The organism is Flavobacterium saccharophilum (assembly GCF_900142735.1).
Lineage (GTDB): Bacteria > Bacteroidota > Bacteroidia > Flavobacteriales > Flavobacteriaceae > Flavobacterium > Flavobacterium saccharophilum.
This window is the reverse complement of record NZ_FRBY01000005.1, coordinates 310,323-333,439: the sequence shown is the minus strand read 5'-3', so window position 1 is coordinate 333,439 and position 23,117 is coordinate 310,323. Positions and strand designations below refer to the sequence as shown.

Annotated in this window: 16 protein-coding genes; 13 read left to right on the top strand and 3 right to left on the bottom strand. The window is 35.4% G+C overall.

The window, feature by feature from the left end; all coding sequences use genetic code 11:
- The first annotated feature begins 28 nt into the window (after positions 1-28).
- The 4 genes from mutL to BUA98_RS17255 are packed head-to-tail and all read left to right on the top strand — an operon-like array spanning position 29 to position 4,660.
- Entirely contained in the window at positions 29-1,945 is a 1,917-nt protein-coding gene (mutL, locus tag BUA98_RS17270) for a DNA mismatch repair endonuclease MutL (RefSeq protein ID WP_072974583.1), read from the top strand.
- Positions 1,942-2,691 carry a rhomboid family intramembrane serine protease gene (locus BUA98_RS17265; RefSeq protein ID WP_086065429.1) on the top strand — a complete coding sequence of 250 codons (750 nt, stop codon included), beginning with the start codon at positions 1,942-1,944 and terminating at the stop codon, positions 2,689-2,691. The genes mutL and BUA98_RS17265 overlap by 4 nt, the downstream gene beginning before the upstream one ends.
- A gap of 43 nt (positions 2,692-2,734) precedes the next feature.
- Positions 2,735-3,595 carry a rhomboid family protein gene (locus tag BUA98_RS17260; RefSeq protein ID WP_072974582.1) on the top strand — a complete coding sequence of 287 codons (861 nt, stop codon included), beginning with the start codon at positions 2,735-2,737 and terminating at the stop codon, positions 3,593-3,595.
- 18 nt (positions 3,596-3,613) lie between these two features.
- Positions 3,614-4,660 (top strand): endonuclease/exonuclease/phosphatase family protein, encoded by a 1,047-nt coding sequence (locus BUA98_RS17255; protein WP_072974580.1) that lies wholly within the window; start codon positions 3,614-3,616, stop codon positions 4,658-4,660.
- Between the two features lie 151 nt (positions 4,661-4,811).
- Here the strand turns inward: BUA98_RS17255 and BUA98_RS17250 are convergent, their stop codons facing one another.
- Complete coding sequence (locus BUA98_RS17250) at positions 4,812-5,657, bottom strand: AraC family transcriptional regulator (RefSeq protein WP_072974578.1); 846 nt, start codon at positions 5,655-5,657, stop codon at positions 4,812-4,814.
- A 178-nt stretch (positions 5,658-5,835) separates the two neighbouring features.
- Between BUA98_RS17250 and BUA98_RS17245 the strand changes: the two genes are divergently transcribed.
- The 7 genes from BUA98_RS17245 (at position 5,836) to BUA98_RS17215 (ending at position 18,313) form a co-directional block, all read left to right on the top strand.
- On the top strand, positions 5,836-6,750 hold the full coding sequence (locus tag BUA98_RS17245) for a dihydrodipicolinate synthase family protein (RefSeq protein ID WP_072974576.1): 915 nt from the start codon (positions 5,836-5,838) through the stop codon (positions 6,748-6,750).
- A gap of 78 nt (positions 6,751-6,828) precedes the next feature.
- Complete coding sequence (locus BUA98_RS17240; protein ID WP_072974574.1) at positions 6,829-8,412, top strand: aldehyde dehydrogenase (NADP(+)); 1,584 nt, start codon at positions 6,829-6,831, stop codon at positions 8,410-8,412.
- 2 nt (positions 8,413-8,414) lie between these two features.
- Complete coding sequence (locus BUA98_RS17235) at positions 8,415-9,425, top strand: 4-hydroxyproline epimerase (protein ID WP_072974572.1); 1,011 nt, start codon at positions 8,415-8,417, stop codon at positions 9,423-9,425.
- A 70-nt stretch (positions 9,426-9,495) separates the two neighbouring features.
- The gene (locus tag BUA98_RS17230) at positions 9,496-10,731 is read left to right on the top strand and encodes an NAD(P)/FAD-dependent oxidoreductase (RefSeq protein WP_072974570.1); all 1,236 of its coding nucleotides are present in this window, start codon (positions 9,496-9,498) and stop codon (positions 10,729-10,731) included.
- 3 nt (positions 10,732-10,734) lie between these two features.
- Positions 10,735-12,030 (top strand): aminopeptidase P family protein, encoded by a 1,296-nt coding sequence (locus BUA98_RS17225; protein ID WP_072974568.1) that lies wholly within the window; start codon positions 10,735-10,737, stop codon positions 12,028-12,030.
- A 3-nt stretch (positions 12,031-12,033) separates the two neighbouring features.
- On the top strand, positions 12,034-14,196 hold the full coding sequence (locus tag BUA98_RS17220; protein WP_072974567.1) for a S9 family peptidase: 2,163 nt from the start codon (positions 12,034-12,036) through the stop codon (positions 14,194-14,196).
- A 271-nt stretch (positions 14,197-14,467) separates the two neighbouring features.
- Positions 14,468-18,313, top strand: coding sequence for a M43 family zinc metalloprotease (locus BUA98_RS17215; protein ID WP_086065425.1), 3,846 nt, complete (start codon positions 14,468-14,470; stop codon positions 18,311-18,313).
- A gap of 75 nt (positions 18,314-18,388) precedes the next feature.
- Here the strand turns inward: BUA98_RS17215 and BUA98_RS17210 are convergent, their stop codons facing one another.
- Positions 18,389-19,609, bottom strand: a complete 1,221-nt coding sequence (locus BUA98_RS17210) for a M24 family metallopeptidase (RefSeq protein WP_072974564.1) — start codon at positions 19,607-19,609, stop codon at positions 18,389-18,391.
- Between the two features lie 245 nt (positions 19,610-19,854).
- On the opposite strand from BUA98_RS17210, the gene BUA98_RS17205 reads away from it, so the two are divergent.
- Entirely contained in the window at positions 19,855-21,144 is a 1,290-nt protein-coding gene (locus BUA98_RS17205; RefSeq protein ID WP_072974562.1) for a S28 family serine protease, read from the top strand.
- A gap of 29 nt (positions 21,145-21,173) precedes the next feature.
- On the top strand, positions 21,174-22,382 hold the full coding sequence (locus BUA98_RS17200) for a glycoside hydrolase family 27 protein (protein WP_072974560.1): 1,209 nt from the start codon (positions 21,174-21,176) through the stop codon (positions 22,380-22,382).
- Positions 22,383-22,453: 71 nt separating this feature from the next.
- On the opposite strand, the gene BUA98_RS17195 is transcribed toward BUA98_RS17200, so the two are convergent.
- Positions 22,454-23,068, bottom strand: coding sequence for a WbqC family protein (locus BUA98_RS17195; protein WP_072974558.1), 615 nt, complete (start codon positions 23,066-23,068; stop codon positions 22,454-22,456).
- Between the last annotated feature and the right edge of the window lie 49 nt (positions 23,069-23,117).

Below are 23,117 nucleotides of genomic sequence, written 5' to 3'. Positions count from 1 at the left end.
ATCTTTAATCTACAATCTAAAATTTTAAATGTCGAGTATAATTCAATTACTTCCTGATCACGTTGCTAATCAAATTGCTGCTGGAGAAGTGGTTCAAAGACCAGCTTCAGTTGTAAAAGAGCTTTTAGAAAATGCTGTTGATGCTGATGCAACCGACATTAAATTAATCATTAAAGATGCCGGAAAATCGTTAGTACAGGTTATTGATAATGGAAAAGGAATGAGTGTGACTGATGCGCGTTTGTGCTTTGAACGTCATGCAACTTCAAAAATTCGTCAGGCAGAAGATTTATTTTCTTTGTGTACAAAAGGTTTTCGTGGAGAGGCTTTGGCTTCTATTGCGGCGATTGCGCATATGGAAATGAAAACCAAACAAGACCAGGAAGAGCTAGGAACGCATATCGTAATTGAAGGAAGTAAATTCGTTTCACAGGAAGTAGCAGTTTTACCAAAAGGAACTTCATTTGCAGTTAAAAATCTGTTTTTTAATATTCCTGCCCGTCGTAACTTCTTAAAGTCAGATACGGTTGAATTTCGTCATGTTATGGATGAATTTCAGCGTGTAGCTTTGGCACATCCCAATATTCATTTTACGTTTTATCATAATGGCAGCGAAATGTACAATTTGCCTGCTGCAGGATATCGTCAGCGCGTTGTTGGAATTTTCTCCGGAAAAACAAATGAGAAATTAGTTCCGGTTAATGAAGATACAGAAATTATAAACGTTCAAGGGTTTGTTTGTAAACCTGAATTTGCTAAGAAAAATAGAGGAGAGCAATTCTTTTTTGTAAACGATCGTTTCATTAAAAGCGGTTATCTGCATCATGCGGTAATGGCAGCTTACGACGGACTTTTAAAAGATGGCTCTCAGCCAAGTTATTTCTTGTATCTGCAAGTTCCGCCAAATACGATTGATATCAACATTCATCCAACTAAAACAGAGATTAAGTTTGATGATGAGCAAGCATTATATGCTATTTTAAGAGCTTCTATTAAACATAGTTTAGGACAGTTTAATGTGGCGCCGGTTTTAGATTTTGATCGTGATGCCAATTTAGATACACCCTATCATTATAAAGATTTAGAGGCCGAAACACCAACAATTCAGGTTGATGGTACTTTTAATCCGTTTACAGATGATAAAACGAATCAGCATTATACGAAATCGGGTTCTTCGGGATCCGGATCTGGTTATAGTTCGGGTTCGTCTTCTTCTTCAGGTTCCTCTTATTCCGGATATTCAAAAAGAGTAGAACCAACCACAAGTTGGGAAAGTTTGTATGTTGGCCTGGATACCGAAAGTGTCGAAAGCTCACCTTTTACTTTTGAAAATGAAGAAGTAACTTCTTCATTGTTTAACGATGATGAGGTAGAAACAGCGCCTCAGAAGACCTATCAAATTCATAAAAAATATATTGTTTCTCCTATAAAATCCGGAATGGTTATCGTTGATCAGCAACGTGCTCACCAACGTATTTTGTACGAACAATTTTTATTGAATATGACGGTAAATCAAGCTTCGAGTCAGCAATTGTTATTTCCGTTGAATTTGTTTTATTCTTCAGATGAAATGACCTTGATCGAGGAATTAAAGCCTTCACTGGAAACAACAGGTTTTGTTTTTGAAGAGGCTCAGACAGATCATATCGTAATTTCGGGAATACCGGTAAATATTACAGAAAGCGAAGTTTCGTTGGTAATTGAACAATTATTAACTGATTTACAGGACGGAATTCCGGCGAGCAGTTACAGTCAGAATGATACTATTGCCAAATCGATGGCTAAAAGTTTAGCGGTTAAAACGGGATCTTATTTAACCGAAAAAGAACAAGATAATTTGGTAAACGGATTGTTTGCCTGTAAAGATCCCAATATTTCACCTTTTCAAAAACCTACTTTCATCACCATGCGTGTTGAAGATATAGATAAAAAGTTTGCCGTATGATGAACATGACTCCAGTTGTAAAACAACTATTAATAATCAATATTATCTTTTTTATTGGTTCTCAGCTTGTGCCGGTTTCTTATGAATATTTGGCAATGTTTTTTCCTGAAAACCCTCATTTTGGAGGTTGGCAGCCTATTACGCATATGTTCATGCATGGCGGGATTATGCATATTGCTTTCAATATGTTTGCTATGGTTTCTTTTGGTTCTGCGCTTGAACATTTTTGGGGTGGTAAAAAATTCTTGTTTTTTTATATTTCCTGTGGTCTGGGTTCAGCACTATTACATACAGTGGTGAATTATTATTCTTTTCAGGATACTTTAAGTGCTTTGATGGCTAATGGTTTTCAGAAAGATGAAATTTTAAAGCTTTTGAGTGAAGGAAAAATAGATACAAGATGGCAGGATGTAGTTTCTGTTTCGCAATTTAGTGCTTTTACTGATGCGTATATGGGAACAGTTGTTGGAGCTTCTGGGGCTATTTATGGTTTGCTGACGGCTTTTGCTTTTATGTTTCCTAATGCTGAATTGGGTATAATGTTTATCCCAATCCCTGTTAAGGCCAAATATTTTGTTCCGGGAATTTTAGCAATAGATTTGTTTTTAGGATTTAGAGGAAGTTCTTTATTTGGAAGTGGAGGTACAGGAATTGCGCATTTTGCGCATATTGGAGGAGCTTTAACTGGATTTTTAATTATGTGGTACTGGAAAAAAAATCAGTTTAATAGTAATCGTTGGAATTAATTTTTAACTTTAATATCGGAAACTAAAAAACAAAGGAAACTTTATGAATATTTTAGATGATTTAAAACTACAATATAAAATAGGAGGAATCGCGCTGCGTGTTATTTACTGGAACATTGCCTGTTTCCTGATTTCATTGTTCTTTTACCAGTTTTCTATCGGTCAGTTTGACTTTCCAAATTGGTTAGAATTATCATCTAGTCCAGATGTGTTTTTATTTAAGCCCTGGACATTTTTAACGTATGCTTTTTTCCATGCATCATTTTTGCATTTGTTGTTTAATATGATGGTTTTGAATTTTTCGAGCCAATTATTTCTAACCTTTTTTACTCAAAAACAATATTTAGGTTTGTATATCTTAAGTGCTATTTTCGCAGGAGTTGTTTTTGCATTGAGTTATTATTTTTTAGGTTATTCCGGATCCATAGTTGGTGCTTCTGCGGCAATTATGGCCATTTTAGTAGCAGCAACGACTTATCAGCCTCTAATGAACGTTCGATTGTTATTAATCGGAAATGTAAAATTGTGGCATATTACAGCTGTAATTTTAATTCTGGATTTAATGCAGCTTCGTTTGGAAAATATGGGCGGCCATATTTCGCATCTAGCCGGTGCTTTATTTGGATTTATTTACATCAAATTGCTTCAAAACGGATCTGATTTGAGTATTGTAATTTCCAGAACACTTGATTTCTTCTCAAATCTATTTAAAAAATCCCCTTCGACCCCATTCAAAAAAGTTCATAAAAATTATCAAAAACCTACAGAAAAAGTGACATCAAGAATTGTTACGAAAGATAAAACGCAACAGCAAATTGATGAAATTTTAGATAAGATTAGCCAGTCTGGTTATGATTGTCTGACAAAAGAAGAAAAAGAGTTTTTATTTAAAGCTGGAAAATAATCCTTTTAGCAACAAAATATGAAAAACCTTTCGTGGTTTAATAAGATAATGTTCTTTTTGAATATAGTGCTGACTGTGCTTACGTTTAGTGTCTATATTTTACCTTTTCTAGCACCTAAGAGCTTTCCGCTTTTATCGGTGCTTACGCTGTTTATGCCAGCTTTTTTTGTGCTGAATGCATTCTTCTTCGTTTATTGGGCCATTCAGTTTAAAAAACGTCTTATTTTGTCTGGGTTAGTTCTCCTGACTGGAATTACATTTATCAGTAAGTTTTACAAATTTTCTGCAAAAGAATACGTTAAAGACGAAAAAGACTTCTCTGTAATGAGTTATAATGTGCGTCTTTTTAATGTTTTTAAATGGCTGGATCGCGATGATATTCCAGAAAATATTAAAACTTTTATTGATGAAAAAGACCCGGATATTTTGTGTATTCAGGAATATTCGAATTCAGCTCATATTGATTTAAAAGTATATCCGCACCGTTATATTTTTATTGATGGAAATCAGATTAAAACAGGCCAGGCTATTTTTTCTAAATTTCCAATCTTGTATCAGGGGAATATCATTTTTCCAAATTCAGATAACAATGTGATTTATGCAGATATAAAACGAGGTAAAGATGTCATTCGTGTTTACAACATGCACTTGCAGTCGATTAAAATTTCACCTGATGTTGCTAAAATCTCTAATGATATTGATAATGTAAATCAGCAAAAATCGCAATTAATTTATACAAGAATTAGTAAAGGATTTAGACAACAGCAAGAACAGGCCGAAATGTTTAAAGAGAATATTAAGCAATGTAAAAACCCGATTATTATTTGTGGCGACATGAATAATAGCCCTTTCTCCTATGTATATCGAAATATAAAAGGGAAGCTAAAAGATACTTTTGAAGAAGCTGGCGGAGGTTTTGGAGCAACTTATAAATTCCGTTATTACCCGGCTCGAATTGATTACATTTTTGCAGACAGCAATATGAAAGTCAAACAATTTGAAAGTTTTTCTGATTTCGAAAACTCGGATCATTATCCAATTATGACGAGACTTTCTATCGAATAAAGTTTTTTTTTAACCGCAAAGAACGCAAGCCCGAAGCCTCGGGATACGCAAAGGTCGCAAAGCTTAATCTATATTTAGCTTTGCGACCTTTGCGATTTTATACTACCCTCAACTTCAAAAAAACCTTGCGTACTTTGCGGTTAAATGAAGCTTACAAGTTTAACTTTCGGTATTGTAATGGAGATTTTTGTTTTAATTCTTTAAACTTCCTGTTGAAATTGGAAATATTATTAAAACCGCATAATTCGGCAATTTCCAGAACAGACAGTTCGCTATTGTTCGCCAATAATTTTGAAGCATGTTCAATTCTGACTTCAATTAAAAACTGAAAAAAAGATTTGTTCGTCCGGACTTTAAAATACCGGCAAAACGCATTTTTAGTCATATTGGCAATAGATGCAATCTCATCTAAATTAATGTTTTTCTGAAAGTTAGTCATAACGTGTTCAAAAACCGTCTGCATTCTTTTCCCTTCATTATCCGTAATTTTTTTGTCATATAAATGATTAGACAAAAGTTCTTTATCATTATTTGAAAGCCATTTTATAATGCCTAAAAACAAAAGAAAGCGTTCGTAATTATCTGCTTTTTTTAATTTTTTAAAGGACTTGGTGATTTTTTTTGGTGCGTTATGAATGATAAAGCCGTTTTTGCTGCTTTCTAAAAAAGGATGGATATTTTTAAAAGTAGTAAGAGCAAAAAAATCTTTTCCAAATGAATTTGTTGTAAAAAATAAGGTAAGCATTATGGATGGCTCATTTTCATGTACTTCACTCCTGAAAACATGTGGTAAATTGCTTCCAATCACAAGTACATCACCTTCACGATAATGGGAGATAGTATCACCGGCAAAAACAGCACCTTCTCCTTTTTCGATAAAACTGATTTGAATTTCTTCGTGTTGATGGAGCTTGTCGTAGAAAACAATTTCTCTATCTTCTTGATATATAAGGGGATCTTCTCCCGATTTTGGGATTTTAAATGGAAAAACTTTCATGGTTGGTTCAGGTTAGTTAGATCAAATATATTTTATTTGCTCAAAAAAATAGCAATATATTAGTTTGTTTTTTGCTTAAATCTAATATATAGGGTAATATAGTATCAGTTTGAGGTAATTTATCAGCCTCCTGCTTTGTTCAATATAAATAATTTTGATTTTAATAAAAATCGATATTATGAGTATTCAATGGAAAGGCGTAATGCCGGCAGTAACCACAAAATTTACTGCAGATGATAAATTAGACTTCAGAATGTTTGAGGTAAATTTAAAAGCACAACTAGAAGCGGGGGTTGAAGGAATCATTCTTGGCGGTACATTGGGAGAAGCCAGTACACTTCTGGAAGAAGAAAAAAGAGAATTAGTAACAAGCACCGTTAGTATGGTTAACAATCAGGTGCCTGTCATAATGAATATTGCGGAACAAACTACCCGAGGAGCAATTTTAGCGGCTAATAAAGCAGAACAAGATGGAGCAAAAGGTTTAATGATGTTGCCTCCAATGCGTTATAATGCTTCTGATTTTGAAACTATTACTTATTTTTCTGAAGTAGCAAAAAATACATCACTTCCTATAATGGTTTACAATAATCCGGTAGATTATAAAATCGAAGTTACGCTTGATATGTTTGAAGAAATTTTAAAATTTGATAATATTCAGGCTGTAAAAGAATCGACAAGAGATATATCGAATGTAACAAGAATGATCAATCGTTTTGGAGATCGTTTAAAAATATTATCAGGAGTTGATACTTTGGCGTTAGAAAGTTTATTAATGGGTTCTCACGGATGGGTTTCAGGTTTGGTTGATGCTTTCCCGAGGGAGACAGTGGCAATTTATAAATTGGCTAAAGCTGGTCAAATCGATGAAGCATTGAAAATATACAGATGGTTTTTACCTTTATTAGAATTAGATATTAATTCGTTTTTGGTTCAAAACATTAAACTTGCTGAAGTAGCAACGGGTATTGGAACAGAACATGTTCGTGCACCTAGATTACCACTACGTGGTTCTGAGAGAGAAAAGGTTTTGGGTATTATCGCAAAAGCTTTAGAATCAAGACCAACATTACCTGATTATAAAAATTTATAGTTGCCAACGAATAGAATTGATTTTGCAAATTTCTTTTTTTAAGAAGTGTGAAGTATTCATTCAAAAACAAAAAATAGTATGATTACAGGAAAAAATTATGTGGGAAGTACACTTAAAGCTGCAGGAGAAAAAACATTTAAAACATTTAATCCGCAGTTAGATAAGGAAAATCCCTGGGTTTTTACAGAAGCTACTCCCGAAGAAATTGAAGAAACTGTTACGTTAGCTAATCGGGCATTTGGAACTTATAGAAATTGTTCCGGTCTTGAGAAAGCTGTTTTTTTAAATGCTATTGCTGATGAAGTTTTAGCTTTAGGAGATAATTTGTTGGTTCAGTATTGTAGCGAATCCGGATTCCCGATGGGAAGAGCAGAAGGAGAACGCGGCAGAATGGTTGGTCAGTTACGTGCGTTTGCCCAAATGCTTGCGGAGGGAAGCTGGGTTCAGGCTACAATTGATACAGCATTACCAGACAGACTTCCGGCTCCAAAAGAAGATTTACGAAAAATATTGGTTCCATTAGGACCTGTTGTAGTCTTTGGATCCAGTAATTTTCCATTTGCCTTTTCAACCGCTGGTGGAGATACTGCTTCGGCCTTAGCTGCGGGTTGTCCTGTAATTGTAAAAAGTCACTCGATGCATGTTGGTACCGGTGAAATGGTTGCTTCAGCAATTCTTAAAGCCGCACAAAAAACAAATATGCCTGAAGGTGTTTTCTCTAATCTTGTTGGGGGCGGAACAACGCTTGGAGCAAGTTTGGTGAAACATCCGTTGGTTAAAGCAGTTGGTTTTACCGGTAGTATCCGTGCCGGAAGAGCTTTGTTTGACCTTGCTTCACAACGGCCTGAGCCTATTCCGGTTTTTGCCGAAATGGGAAGTATAAACCCGGTAGTTTTTTTGCCAGAAGCGCTAAAAACAAACAGTCAGAAATGGGCCACTGCTTATGCAGGATCAATTACTCTTGGTGCCGGTCAGTTTTGTACCAATCCGGGTTTATTAATTGGGATAAAAGGAGCTGAGTTAAATCAGTTTTCATTAGAATTAGCAGAGGCAATCGAAAAGATAGCACCATTTTGTATGTTGCATCCTTCAATGAAAGATAGTTTTGAAGAGGGAGCAGCAACCATGGTTGCCCAAAGTGGAGTTTCTAAAATTGCTGAGTATAAAGGTGAAGCAGCTCCTAATTATGGAGTACAGAAGGTTTTGACCGTTGATGGTAAAACCTTTTTAGAAAATAAAACGTTAAGCCATGAGGTTTTTGGACCCGTTTCTATTCTTGTACAATGCGATGATGAAGAAGAATTACTAAGAATTGTCAGTCAATTAGACGGACAGTTAACAGGTACAATCATTGGAGAAGCAAACGAATTAAAAGAATATAAGGAACTAATCGAAGGAATGCAAAACAGAGTAGGACGTTTGATTTTTAATGGCGTTCCTACCGGAGTTGAAGTTTGTCCATCAATGATTCACGGAGGTCCTTATCCGGCTTCTTCTGATTCCAGATTTACTGCAGTTGGAATTCATGCTGTTTACCGCTGGGTACGACCATTTAGTTATCAAAATTGGCCAAATGAGTTATTGCCGGTGGAATTACAAGATGAAAATCCATTGCAAATTTTAAGAACGTTAAATAATATTCAAACAAAATCTAAGGTATAATAATGTCAAAGAAAACTTTTTTTTGTGTAGATGCACACACTTGCGGAAATCCCGTAAGAGTTGTAGCTGGTGGCGGGCCTAATTTGGAAGGAGCCAATATGAGTGAAAAACGTCAGCATTTTTTAAAAGAATTTGACTGGATCCGTAAAGGATTGATGTTTGAACCTCGCGGTCATGACATGATGAGCGGAAGTATTTTATATCCGCCAAGTAATCCGGACAATGATTTCGGAATTTTATTTATCGAAACATCGGGCTGTCTGCCAATGTGTGGTCACGGAACAATTGGAACCATCACTATCGCAATTGAAGAAGGTTTGATTACTCCCAAACTACCTGGAAAAATAAAAATGGAAGCGCCTGCCGGTTTGGTTAATATTGAATACCAACAAACCGGAGGTAAAGTAGATTGGGTACGTTTGACGAATGTAAAATCGTATCTGGCTGCCGAAGGATTGACAATTGATTGCCCTGAACTGGGACAGATTACTTTTGATGTTGCTTACGGAGGAAATTATTACGCGATCGTAGATCCGCAAGAGAATTTTTCGGGAATTCAGGATTTTACAGCCAGTAAAATTATTCAGTTTAGTCAGGAAGTCCGTAAACGAATCAACGCAAAATATCCGGATTATTTTATCCATCCACAAAATGATACCATTCGTGATGTGAGTCATATGTTATGGACAGGAGAACCTCTTGATCCGACCTCATCTGGAAGAAATGCTGTTTTTTACGGAGATAAAGCGATTGATCGCTCGCCTTGTGGTACTGGAACTTCAGCAAGAATAGCGCAATTACATGCTAAAGGGAAGCTTAAAATGGGTGAAGATTTTATTCACGAAAGTTATATCGGAAGCAAATTTATTGGGCGGGTTGTTGAAGAAACAACTATTGGAGAGATTCCGGCAATTGTTCCGAGTATTCAGGGCTGGGCAAAAGTGTACGGTTACAATACCATTATGATCGACGAATCAGATGATCCGTATGCGCATGGTTTTCAGGTGATTTAAAAACTAATAAAAATTTCAATTCATTGAAGGAGTATAGTACTTCTTCAATGAATTTTTTAATGCTGCAAAAATGAAAAAAGTAAGTATAATTGGTGGAGGTATAATTGGTCTGTGTTCAGCTTATTATCTTGCTAAAGACGGTTTTGAGGTAACCATTTTTGATCAATCGGCAATGGATGATGGTTGTTCGTACGGAAACGCAGGGATGATTGTTCCGTCGCACATCATTCCGTTGGCACAGCCCGGTATGATTGCGCAGGGAATGAAATGGATGTTTGACAGCAAAAGTCCGTTTTATGTAAAACCAAGATTAAACTCTGATTTGATTAAATGGGGACTTCAGTTTTACAAACATGCGAATGAAAAACATGTCGCAAAAGCAATGCCGGCACTTCGTGATTTATCTTTGTTGAGTAAAGAATTATATCAGGATTTTGCCAAGGAAAATAATTCTTTTTTCTACCAAGAAAAAGGACTTTTGATGTTATATAAAACAGAAAAAGTAGGGCATGAAATGTTTCTTGAGGGAAGAGAAGCAGAAAAGTTAGGACTGAAAGTAGATTATCTTTCAGCAGAAGCGGTTGCGAAATTAGAGAAGGGTACTAAAACAAATGTTTTGGGCGGAGTTCATTATACAGGTGATGCCCATTTATATCCACAGAAATTTATGCAATTTATCAAGCAGGAGCTGGCACGATTGAATGTTGAAATCCATTCGGGTACGGCGGTACAGGATTTTGTTTTTTACCAAAATAAAATCACAAAAATTGTAACAAGCAAGGGTACATTTGCGACTGATGAAGTTGTATTAGCTGCAGGTTCGTGGAGTCCTTTATTGGCAAAGAAGCTTGGAATTTCAGTTTCAATTTTACCAGGAAAAGGATATAGTTTTACTTTAAAAGATAAAAACCACAAACCTTCAATTCCTTCTATTTTGTGTGAAGGAAAAGTAGCGGTAACACCTATGAATACTGATATTCGTTTTGGAGGTACCATGGAGATTACGCATACGGGAGATACTCAAATAAATAAAAACAGATTGCAGGGAATTGTGAATAGTATCAATGAATTTTATCCGGAAATGGAAGTTGGGATGCCTGAAACGCAAGAGACGTGGTTTGGATTCAGACCGTGTACACCTTCGGGGATGCCCATAATAAACCGTTCAAAAAAAGTTGTAAATTTGACTTTCGCCACAGGGCACGCCATGATGGGTTTAAGCCTTGCACCGGCAACAGGTAAAATAATTACTGAAATTATTTCAGGAAAAACGACTTCTGTCGATACTAAAATGTTCCAATTATAAAATATGAGATACGATTCGATTCCAGTTTCTTTATTCGAAAATAACCGAAAACGGTTTGTTGAAAAGCTGCAAAACAATAGTTTGGCAATTTTAACATCAAATGATGTGATGCCCAACAATGCTGACGATGTAATGGGGTTTGCACAAAACAACGATTTGTTTTATTTGTGCGGAATTGAACAGGATGAAACTATTTTAGTGCTTTATCCGGATGCCTTTAAAGAAGAAAACCAAGCCATTTTATTTGTAAAAGAAGTTAGTGAACACACTTTAATTTGGGATGGCGATTTTTTGACCAAAGAAAAAGTTTCAGCTATTTCCGGAATTAAAAATGTAAAATGGATTCATGAATTTGAAAAAAACATACAGCTTTTTGCGTTTGAAGCAGATAAGATCTATTTAGGACACAACGAGCATATTAAAAGAGTGACAACCGAAATGAATACACGTCAGGATCGAATGATTCAATGGTGTAAGCAAAAATATCCGTTGCATCAATATGATCGTGTTGCTAAAATCACGAGAGAACTGCGTCCGATAAAATCGGATGAAGAAGTTGCTTTGATTAGAAAAGCGGTTTCGATTAGTGTGAAAGGATTCAAATCGTTATTAAAAGCCGTAAAGCCGGATGTAAAAGAATATGAATTAGAAGCAGAATTAGCATATCAATATATAAAGAATGGGGGCAATCGACATGCTTTCAAACCCATTATAGCTTCTGGTAAAAACGCCTGTGCACTTCATTATAATACCAATGATTCGGTTTGTAAAGAAGGCGAAATGATTTTGATAGATTTTGGTGTTTGTTATGCCAATTATAATTCAGATACCACACGTTGTGTTCCGGTAAACGGAAAATTTTCAGCACGTCAGAAAGAAGTTTATGAATCGGTTTTGCATTGTTTAAAAGAAGGATCTAAGTTTTTGAAACCAGGAATTTTGTCCAAAGATTACGAATTGCAAATGGCAAAACTAATTGAAGCGGAATTGATTAAATTGCGATTAATTAGTCCTGAAGAAATCGCAAATCAGGATCCTCAAAATCCGGCGTATAAAAAATATTTCATGCACGGAACGGCACATCATTTAGGGCTTGATGTTCACGATGTTGGGTTATATTCAAGACCTTTTGAAAAAGGAATGGTGCTAACCTGTGAACCCGGGATTTATATTCGTGAGGAAGGAATTGGATGCCGTCTGGAAAATGATTATTTATTGACTGAGGATGGAAACATCAATTTATCTGAAGAAATGCCAATTGAAATTAAAGATATTGAACACTTATTAAACAACAAATAAACCATGATTAAAAACCGCTTTTTATTACTTCTTTTTATTTGCACAAGTATTTTTGCACAAAAAGACATTGACATTAATGAATTAAAATGGCTGCCAAATTCGCATTCGTTCTGGGTGAATTCAGACGAGAACATTTTGGTTTATGATGTAGATAAATTAAATCAGAACACTACTGTTTTAACTACTAAGCAATTAAAAGATGCCGGTTTCAACGGAGAAGTTGAAGATTTGGTTTGGAATCAAAATAAGACAAAAGTATTGGTATATACCAATTCAAAAACAGTGTGGCGAGCTAAGACTAAAGGAGATTATTGGTTCTTTGATTTAGCAACGGGAAAAGGAAGAAAATTGGGAGCAAACTTAGAAGAATCTTCGTTGATGTTTGCCAAATTCTCCAATGATAATGAAAATGTTGCTTACGTTTCAAAGCATAATATTTATCTGGAAAATCTAACTTCTAGAAAAATAACGCCATTAACAACGGATGGAACGGACAAGGTTATTAACGGAACTTTTGACTGGGTTTACGAAGAAGAGTTGGCGGCAAGAGATGGATTTCGTTGGAGTCCTGACGGAAAAAGTATTGCGTTTTGGCGCGTTGATGCAACAGATACAAAGTTTCATTTAATGATCAATAATACAGATGCTTTGTATCCGTTTGTGGTTCCTGTTGAATATCCTAAAGCAGGCGAAAGACCTTCAGCGGTAAAAATTGGAGTTATTGATGTTGCTTCTGTAAAAACAAATTGGTTAGATATTCCAGGTGAACCTGATAATAATTATTTGGTTCGTATGGAATGGGTTGCTGCTAACGAAGTAATGGTGATTCAGTTGAACAGAAATCAGAATCAGGCTTCAATTTACAATTGCAACGCACAATCAGGAAAAGCAAATTTAATTTATCAGGAAAAATCACCCGAGTGGATTGATGTTTTCGATATTTCTTCGGGAATTTATGATGGTTTTCCATGTCAGTTTGTAGATAACGGAAAAGCTTTCTTGTGGAGTTCTGACGCTGATGGCTGGATGCATGTTTATAAAATTAGCCGTGACGGAAAAAAGAAAGAGCTAATTACAACCGGAAAGTTTGATGCTTATTTTAAAGCGTATAATGACAAAACAAAATCAATCTATTATATCGCAAGTCCAACAGATGCGACACAGCGTTATTTATATGAAACGAATTTGAATTCGAAGAAAACAAAAAGATTGACGCCTGATGCATTTGAAGGAACTAACGAATATGAGTTTTCTACAGACGGATCATATGCTAAACACACCAATTCTAATATTAATCGTATTTTCAATACTCGTCTGGTTTCGCTTTCTGATCATAAAAAAATACTGCCAAAAGAGGCTGATGTTTTTACGGCTCCGAAGCGTGATTTTTCTTTAGAGAAATTTAAGGTAACAACGGTAGACGGTATTGAAATGGATGGGATAATGGCAAAACCATTAGATTTTGACCCATCAAAAAAATATCCATTGTTCTTTTATGTTTATGGAGAGCCAATGTCTACTGTAGCGAATGATATGCCTTATTTTAATGGTTTTATAGATTTGTTAATTCCGAAAGGCTATATTGGAATTGCGTTGGATAACAGAGGAACCCCATCCCTGAAAGGAACAAAATGGAGAAAATCTATTTATAAAAATATCGGAATTATAAATACGCGTGATCAGGCAATGGCAGCAAAAGAAATCTTGAAATGGAACTTTATTGATAGTGACAGAGTTGCCGTACACGGATGGAGTGGTGGTGGAGCTGTGACTTTAAACCTGATGTTTCAATATCCTGAAATATACAAAACCGGAGTAGCCATTTCTGCAGTGACAGATCAGCATTTTTATGATAATATCTATACTGAACGTTATATGGGATTGCCTTCTGAGAATGAAGCAGCTTATGTTCAGGCATCACCAGTAACACATGCTAAGAATTTAAAAGGAAATCTTCTTTATATTCACGGAACAGGTGATGATAATGTACATTATAAAAATGCCGAAGTTTTGATTAATGAGTTAGTTAAATACGACAGAATGTTTAATTTAATGATTTACCCAAATCGTTCTCATAGTATCTACGAAGGAGAAGGTACGAGAGAACATTTGATCAATACTTTTATAAAATTTATTGAAGAAAAAGCGCCTCCGGGAGCTAAATAATACTCTTTAAAAAGAGAATTAAGAGGGAGAATTTCTGCATAAAGAAATTCTCCCTTTTTGTTTTCTTGAATGTCTTTTAATGAGATTGGTTTTTTGTTAAAAAAATATCTCTATTTACTTGTAAATCCTTAGTTAAGGTGTTTGGTTTTTTAGAATTATGTTTTTTTAAGGTTAAAAAGCTGTTAATTATGTATTGTTTTTAAGTAACATAGTATCAATGAAGTAAGGTCTTTCTTGATAATTTTGATGTTAACAAAAAAAACAAACAAACATGAAAATAAAATTACTTATCCTACTATTTTTTACGATAGTAAAAATGAGTGCGCAAGGGCTTCCTTGCCGGACGACAGAAGAAAACGCTAAAGTGTATCGGTCTAACCCGAATTCACTTAAAGAAAAAAAAGAATTTGATGCTTTTACAAAAAAGTTTGCATTGCAGCGTAAAAGTAAGACTTCAAAAGAAGCTGGGGTTACTTACACAATTCCCGTGGTTTTTCATATTTATGGTGATGTTCAAAGTGGAAAAACCGTTACTTACGAAAAGATTGTAAATCATTTAGCTCAATTAAATGATGATTTCAATGGATTAAATGCAGATTATCAAACAGTAGAATCTTTTTTTCAGGCAAGAAGAGGAACATTGAAAGTCGAATTTAAACTAGCCAAAAAAGATCCTAACGGAGGATGCACCACAGGTGTCGTTTTTCATCCTGCTAAAAATGGTTATGGAAATGGAGGTGGTTATGATGATCAAATTGCTGCAGATGCCTGGGATAACACAAAATACATGAACGTGTACATTCAGAATGATTTGTATAACGAGGGCGTTTTCAATAATTCAGGAGTTGCATGGTATCCAAATTCCGATATGACGGCCAATAATACAGCGCGTGTTGTATTTAATGGAGCGTATCTTTATGATAACTCTTATAGCAAAGAATTTTCTGCAACACTAACACATGAGTTTGGTCACTTTATGAACCTGATTCACACTTTTGAAGGTGGGTGTTCCGGAACGGATGAAGTTGATGATACACCAGCTGAAGATGGTTTACACACGCTTGCCTGTACACCTGGAACAAATTGTACCGGAGATAAGGTAAATTTTGAAAATTACATGGGATATAATGGAGCACAGGGTTGTTACAAAATGTACACACAGGGCCAAATCGACAGAATGTTGGCAGCTTTACAACATCCAGCCAGAATTACCCTTTGGCAACCTCAAAATTTAATTGATACTGGTGTAAACGCAATAGAAAGTAGTTTAGTTGCCAATGCAACCACTTTTAAAGAAACGGTTATAAATGACGGAGCATTTGATTCGGCATCAGTAATAACAATTGGCGGAAGCAAAACCTTTGCACTTAGCTCAGGAACGATGACAGCCGGAACTCATTTTACACATACTTTCCCGGCTGGAATTACACCAGTAGTTACCGTGAATACAAACGGACAAGTAACCGTAACACTTTCAGGGAAAGCGACTAATCATGCCGCGGCTCAAAATACAACTGCCGGAATTACCTTTTTACCAGCGGCTTTCACCGGTGGAACTACAGGTTTGTCATGTACAGCTATATTTTTCAATTTGAAATTTACAGATCCATACGGGATATTTTTTGTTGATATGCCAAACGTTAGTATCTCTTCGGCTTTAACATGGAAAGCTTTTGAAATAGCAAAAGGAGATGATACTTCATTTGGAGGATGGCGTTATGTTGCAAATGCACTAAAAATTGAAACATATGGCAAAAAGTTAGTTTGCGAAAGTGGGACAAGAAATATTTCGTTATTAGGACAAAATGTAGCAGTGGGTCCAGCGAGCAACATGACAGCTCCAGGAGCGTATCCTAATCAGTTAGATCTGAGAGCGGCAAGTTATACAGCTTGGGAAGGGAAATCGGGTTATGTAGGTTTTGAATACCAAATTGACGGACAAACTTGTTATGGATGGTTTAAAGTTGATGTTGCAGCAAATGGTGATGCTTTTACAATTTCTGAATATGCTTATAATACACAACCCAATACACCAATTTATACCGGAATGACAGCGAAAACAGCTGTCGTATTATCTGATAGTACTTTGTATGAAACAGATGCAAATGATGGTGGTTTTGCAACAACAAGTACAATTTCATTATCGACAAACAATGGAACATTTACTAAAACCTCAGGAACTTTAACCCCAGGAACTGATTTTACAGTAACGGGAACACCTTCTGGATTAACAACTGTATTAACACTTCAGGGAAATAATAAAGTAGTGGTTTCTTTTACTGGTAAAGCAACAGCAAATACTCCAACAAATGATGCTGCTGTGGTAATCACTTTTAAAGATGCTGCCATTACAGGTGGAATTGCGACATTGGATAGTGTTTCAAAAACAATCAATCTGAAATTTGAAGCGCCTTACGGAGTAGTTTATGTAAACAATCCTGATTATGTTGCTTCGGCTGCACAAACATGGCAGTATTTTGATTTGGCAATTGGAGATAATACGGAGTATGGAGTGTGGCAATATGCAGCTGCAGCTTTAAAAATGGAAACGTATGGTAAACGATTAGTTGGCCAGGCAGGAACCAGAAATATTACCTTAATTAACGAAGGCACAGCAATTGGTGCATCAAGTAACTTTGTAACTCCGGGTGCATATCCTGATCAATTAGATTTGAGAACAGCAACTTACATAGCCTGGGATAATAAAACAGGATATGTAGGATTTGAATATACAAGCAGAGGGCGTACCTGTTACGGCTGGATGCATGTAAAAGTAGAAGCAGGTGGAGTTGGTTATACTGTTTTAGATTTTGCATACAATACAAAACCTAACGAATTAATTCTGGCAGGAACGCAAACTGGTACAACCGTTTTAGCACCAACAAGTTTAACGGCAACTGCTAATAATACAAATTTAGAAGTACAATTAACATGGGTAAATAATGCTGCAAATGCTACAAATATTGTAATTGAGAGAGCAGGTACTGATAATATTTTTACCGAAATAGTAACATTGCCTGGTACAGCATTAACTTATACAAATACAGGTTTAACAGCCGGAAACACTTATAAATATAAAGTTCGTGCAAAAGCAAATACTATTTATTCTGCTTATTCTAATGAAGTTTCTGCAACAATTACCTCAAATTCATCTTATTGTACAACACAGTCAGATAATAAATACGAGTACATTAATTCAGTAACTATTGGAAGTTTTACTAACGCTTCGGGTAAAGATACAGCAGGTTATGCTGATTATACTTCCAAAGTTGTAACCTTAAATCCAAGTTCAGTTACTAATGTAAGTCTGACACCTGGTTTTTCAGGTGATGCTTATTTGGAATATTGGGGAATCTGGATTGATTACAATAAAAACAATGTTTTTGATCCATCAGAAAAAGTTATTGATGGAATTTCTTCAAACGGAACAGCGACGGGTAGTTTTACAGCGCTTGCTTTTACAGGATCAACAAGAATGCGCATTGTGATGAAATATTATTCAAATCCATCTGCTTGCGGAAATATTACTGACGGAGAAGTCGAAGATTACACGGTAGTTTCCGGAACAGTGAGACCACCAAATCCGGTAACATTGGCAACGCCAGCCAATATTGGGAATTCGGGAGTTTATGCTACAGGATTTTATGCTTCATGGAATACCGTTTCAAATGCAACAAGTTATGAAGTGCAATTGAATAATGCAGCAACAGGCTGGACAACCTTTGGAACTTCAACGATTTATTATTTATGGATTCCAAAACAAGGAACGCAAACAGTTTATCAGTTTAGAGTAAGAGCAAAAAATGCCACTGAAATAAGCGACTGGAGTGCGCCTTTGACTATTGATTTACAAAACGGAAGCGCGGGAGCAGATCAGAAGGATTTTACAAAATCATTTTCAATGTATCCAAATCCTGCTTCAGATATAGTGAACTTCAATTTTTCTAATCTGAACACATCTGTTATAAAAATAACAATTTATGATAGTACGGGTGTTGTTGTTGATGTGGTAGAAAACGTAACTTCTTACCCGGTTCATCGCTTAAGAAAAGGATTTTATATAGTAGTTGCTACCGATGGAAGCTTCACTGCAAGTAAAAAGTTATTGGTTAAATAATTATAGTTTGGTTACTATTAAAAAGGGGAAACGATAGCGTTTCCCCTTTTTAATTGACCTAAAATAAAATAAAATTTACGCTACATCAATCCCAAACGGATTGTCAATGCTGTGCATTGGGGTAGTGAACCATTTGGGACCATTTGCTGTCATGTAAAAATGATCTTCATGACGAATTCCAAATTGTCCCGGAATACAAAGCATTGGCTCATTACTTACCACCATTCCTTCTTGTAAAACAGTAGCACTGCCTCTTACTAAATAAGGATGTTCATGGATGTCTAATCCTGTTCCATGACCAACACGATGAGGTAATCCCGGAAGTTCATAATCAGGACTCAATCCACCTTCTGCAATTACTTTTCTGGCTGCGTCATCTACCGAACCGCAAGTTGCTCCTAATTGTGCAGCATCAAAAGCTGCTTTTTGAGCGGCTTTCTCTAAATTCCAAATTTTTATATGGGCTTCCGTTGGTGTCCCATACACATAAGTTCTGGTAATATCAGACAAATAACCTTCTAAGCGACAGCCTGTGTCAATTAATACGATATCATTGTCCTTTAAATCTTGTGGCGTAGTTACACCATGTGGATATTGTGAGTCATCAGCAAATAATACAATACAAAAATAAGAGCCAGAAGAAATTCCAGCCTTAATGTGCGCCTGATTAATAAAGTCAACGACTGTTTCAGCTTTTATTCCGGGATATAAAATACGTGCGGCAGCTCTTTGAACTACCATAGTGATTTCTTTTGCCTGCTGAATAATAGCAATTTCATTCTCTGACTTCTGAATACGGCATCCGGTAGTAATGGGTTGGGCATTTTCAAAATCATAATTTGAATTGGCTTTGGTTATGGCATCAATTAAAAAATAAGCTGCAGATTCATCCAAAGCAATTTTACCGGCATGGATGTTTTTGCTGTGCAATATTTTTCCAAATAAAATAGACGGAGATTCATGTTCTTCCCAGCAATTAATTTTGCCTTCTATTTGCATAAATTTTTTAAAAGTTCCTTCTTCAAATTTCGGAACAATATATTCTAAACTGCCATCTTCAGATAATAGTGCACCAACCATTCTTTCAGAAGCACTCCATTTGGTTCCTGTAAAATAATACAAATTAGTTCCGGCATTAAGATATAAAGATTTAACACCTGTTTCTTTCATAATTGACACTGCTTTCTGAATCCGCGTTTGGTATTCTTCTGGCTGAATGGCTTTTACATTCAGTGTCATGTTTTGTATTTTTTCCAGTTCTGCTTTTGCGGTAGATCCGCCAACTCCAATTGTCATCTTTTTGTTTTTTTAAGTTTATTATATTTCTTTCAGTGAGTAGTTAATCTTAATGTTGAATTAAATGTATTAAAGATTTCAGGATTTATCATGAATTCTTTGGTTTTGGAACAAAATTAAGTCAATATTTTATCATAGTGATATTTTAGCTTAAACTAGGTAAAATAGGATAATTTACAGATAATATAGTATCGGATGGAGAATTCTAATGCCTGTATTTTTAAAAATTCAATTAAACCTTAAAAATGAAAAGAATACAACGCTTACTACTTTTAGCGGTCATCGTCTTGAACCCTTATTATGGTTCAGCGCAGACCGCATCAATTTTATTTCAAAAGCTAACAGAATTATTTCCTAAAGCTGAAATTACTGCCATAGAAAACTTAGAAGGTTATTCAGAATCCTATCAGTTGATTTTAAACGAACCGTTAGATCATAAAAATCATCAGAACGGAAGCTTTAAACATTATATGTATCTGTCTCATCTTGATTTTAATAAACCAATGGTTATCGAAACACATGGTTATAATACAGGAAATACTAGAAGTGAAGTGAGCAAACTATTAAACGCAAATCAAATTGCGGTTGAATATCGCTTTTACGGAAAATCAAGACCGGAACCACTTCCTTGGGAATATTTAACGAACGATCAGGCCATTGCAGATTATCATCATATTGTAATGAAATTAAAACAATTGTATACTGGTAAATGGATATCGACAGGAATTAGTAAAGGAGGAGAAACGGCGCTGATCTATAAATCAAAATATCCAAATGATGTCGATGTGGCAATGCCTTACGTTGCTCCTTTAATTGATTCGACCGAAGATCCAAGAACAATAAACCATACGAGAACTATTGGTACTACAGAATGCAGAGATAAGATTACTGCATTTCAAAGAGCCATTTTAGGAAATAGAGAAGCAGTTTTACAAGAGTTTCAGCACTATGCAACAGCAAATAAAATGAGTTTTACAGAAGTTCCGTATGGCGAAGCTTTAGAATATGCTGTTTTAGAATTTCCTTTTTCTTTTTGGCAATGGGGCGGGCATTGTAATGAAATTCCGCCAGTATCGGCTTCTCCAAAAGAATTGTTTGATTATTTGAATGTTATAGTTGGTCTGAGGACGTACAATGATCAAACCTATTTTAATGATCTGCCATCTTATTATCAGCATTTAAGCGAATTAGGATATTATGGTTTCGACCTTTCACCGGTAGCAGATTTGCTACAAATAGTAAAAAGCACCTCCAATGATCGCTTTGCGCCAAAGGGAGTCGTAATAAGATATAATTCTCAATACATTAAAGACGTTCGGAAATATGTAGAAAATAAAGGAGATAAAATTTTGTACATCTATGGAGGTTACGATACATGGTTTTCTTGTGCACCAAAACCAGGTCCAAAACTGGATGCTCTGAAAATGGTTCTTCCAACAGGAAGTCATAAAACGAGGGTGAAAGATTTTCCTGAAAAGGATAAAGCACTTATCATGGAAACACTTTCCAGATGGTTGGCTGAAAAAAAGAACTAACTAAAACTAAAATAAAAAAAAGGAAGATTATGAAAATTAATAATTGGATACTAACAGGGATAAGTGTTTTTTGTATGACACTTCAAGCGCAAAATAAAGAGAATTTGTTATTGACTCCGCCTATGGGTTGGAATAGCTGGAATACTTTTCATACGGACATTAGTGAGAAAATGGTAATGGAAACGGCAGATATATTAGTGTCATCCGGAATGAAAGATGCGGGTTATATTTATCTTGTTCTTGATGATGGATGGATGGCAATGGAAAGAGATAAAGAAGGAAATTTGGTTCCGGATCCACAAAAATTTCCACGCGGAATGAAGTTTGTTGCTGATTATGTACATTCTAAAGGATTGAAATTCGGAATGTATAATTGCGCCGGAACGATGACCTGTCAAAAATACCCGGGAACTCGCGGATATGAGTATCAGGACGCAAGAAATTATGCGGCATGGGATATTGATTTTTTAAAGTATGACTGGTGTTTTACTACAGGAATTAATGCAAAAGAAGCGTATCAAACTATGAGTAATGCCTTGAAGAAAACGGAAAGGCCAATCGTTTTTAGTATTTGTGAATGGGGTGTAAATAAACCGTGGGAATGGGGAGAAGGTATTGGTCAAATGTGGCGTACAACCGAAGATATTTATCAAATTTTTGATTCGGTTCACGATGAAGGAACGTGGAATTCGTTAAGCGTAATGCATATTGCTGACTTGCAGTCTAATCTTCGTAAATATTCGGGACCTGGTCATTGGAATGATCCCGATATGTTAGAAGTGGGTAATGGTATGACTTATAATGAAGACAAAGCTCATTTTTCGCTATGGAGTATGATGGCAGCTCCGCTTATGGCCGGTAACGATATCAGAAAAATGAGTAAGCAAACGCTTGAAATATTGACTAATAAAGATGTCCTAGCAGTAGATCAGGATTCATTAGGAATTCAGGGTTTTAGATATTTGGATAAAGATGGTTTGCAGGTTTGGTGTAAACCACTTAAAAATGGAGATTGGGCTATTTGCTTTATCAATAGAAAAACAGAATCTAAGGCAATAACTTTTGACTGGAGTAAAGAAAATATTGTTGATGAGATCTATAAATATTCGCTGGATAAAAACGTTTCGTATAACCTTTTTGACGTTTGGAGCAAAAAAAATGCAGGAACAACAGCCAAAGAACTTAAAGCAACATTAGAACCACATGGCGTTTTAATGTATAGACTAAGTAAGTCTTAATTGATTAAAAAAAAGAATTGGGTTAAATTAGTTAAATTGAAAAAGATGCTTTAGACTTTCTGTAAGATTGGCTAAAGTATCTTTTGGTTTTTTAAATAATCCATAGCGAATTTACCTTCATTAAAAAGCAAATCCAAAACACTCAGGTTGTTTATAAAACCATGTTTGTCATCAAAAACTTGTGGATATTTTTCGAAAGAATTCGGGTCTTTTTTACCATTGGCTAAATATCTGAAATCAGAAATGTTTTCTGCTTCCATAAAATATTCGGTTGTTTTGCTGAATTCTAGTTTCATTCTCAAACATTTGGTAAGAATGTCCAAAACTTCCATATTTAAATCCATTAAAAAAGTATGTTTCTTTTCGAAAACAGGTCGAATATCATCTTCAAAGAATTCAAAAAAAGGCGAACTTCTGTAGCCCGCTTCTAAAGATTTAAAATGCTGTTTTTGCCAGTCAAATTCATTTTCAATTAAAACATCTTTTGTTTTTTGATGCAATGTTTTAGAATGTTTAACAGGAATGTTTAATAACTGAATACCGTTTGGACTATAGATATAGGTACGGTTTCTGTTCGTTTGTTTTTGAAAATTATCTTCCATTTCAAAAGTAATATTTTCAGATTGAGCCATAACTGCAAAGTGGCTAATCGATGGAAAATAAGTAGGAAGTAATAACGAATTCATGACTTTTTTGTTTAAACGTTTCAGGTTTCAAGTTTCAGGTTTTGTATGA

Bases quoted from the DNA above. Each gene is read 5' to 3' on its own strand.
- mutL (WP_072974583.1), top strand. From the start codon at position 29: ATGTCGAGTATAATTCAATTACTTCCTGATCACGTTGCTAATCAAATT.
- BUA98_RS17265 (WP_086065429.1), top strand. From the start codon at position 1,942: ATGATGAACATGACTCCAGTTGTAAAACAACTATTAATAATCAATATT.
- BUA98_RS17260 (WP_072974582.1), top strand. From the start codon at position 2,735: ATGAATATTTTAGATGATTTAAAACTACAATATAAAATAGGAGGAATC.
- BUA98_RS17255 (WP_072974580.1), top strand. From the start codon at position 3,614: ATGAAAAACCTTTCGTGGTTTAATAAGATAATGTTCTTTTTGAATATA.
- BUA98_RS17250 (WP_072974578.1), bottom strand. From the start codon at position 5,657: ATGAAAGTTTTTCCATTTAAAATCCCAAAATCGGGAGAAGATCCCCTT.
- BUA98_RS17245 (WP_072974576.1), top strand. From the start codon at position 5,836: ATGAGTATTCAATGGAAAGGCGTAATGCCGGCAGTAACCACAAAATTT.
- BUA98_RS17240 (WP_072974574.1), top strand. From the start codon at position 6,829: ATGATTACAGGAAAAAATTATGTGGGAAGTACACTTAAAGCTGCAGGA.
- BUA98_RS17235 (WP_072974572.1), top strand. From the start codon at position 8,415: ATGTCAAAGAAAACTTTTTTTTGTGTAGATGCACACACTTGCGGAAAT.
- BUA98_RS17230 (WP_072974570.1), top strand. From the start codon at position 9,496: ATGAAAAAAGTAAGTATAATTGGTGGAGGTATAATTGGTCTGTGTTCA.
- BUA98_RS17225 (WP_072974568.1), top strand. From the start codon at position 10,735: ATGAGATACGATTCGATTCCAGTTTCTTTATTCGAAAATAACCGAAAA.
- BUA98_RS17220 (WP_072974567.1), top strand. From the start codon at position 12,034: ATGATTAAAAACCGCTTTTTATTACTTCTTTTTATTTGCACAAGTATT.
- BUA98_RS17215 (WP_086065425.1), top strand. From the start codon at position 14,468: ATGAAAATAAAATTACTTATCCTACTATTTTTTACGATAGTAAAAATG.
- BUA98_RS17210 (WP_072974564.1), bottom strand. From the start codon at position 19,609: ATGACAATTGGAGTTGGCGGATCTACCGCAAAAGCAGAACTGGAAAAA.
- BUA98_RS17205 (WP_072974562.1), top strand. From the start codon at position 19,855: ATGAAAAGAATACAACGCTTACTACTTTTAGCGGTCATCGTCTTGAAC.
- BUA98_RS17200 (WP_072974560.1), top strand. From the start codon at position 21,174: ATGAAAATTAATAATTGGATACTAACAGGGATAAGTGTTTTTTGTATG.
- BUA98_RS17195 (WP_072974558.1), bottom strand. From the start codon at position 23,068: ATGAATTCGTTATTACTTCCTACTTATTTTCCATCGATTAGCCACTTT.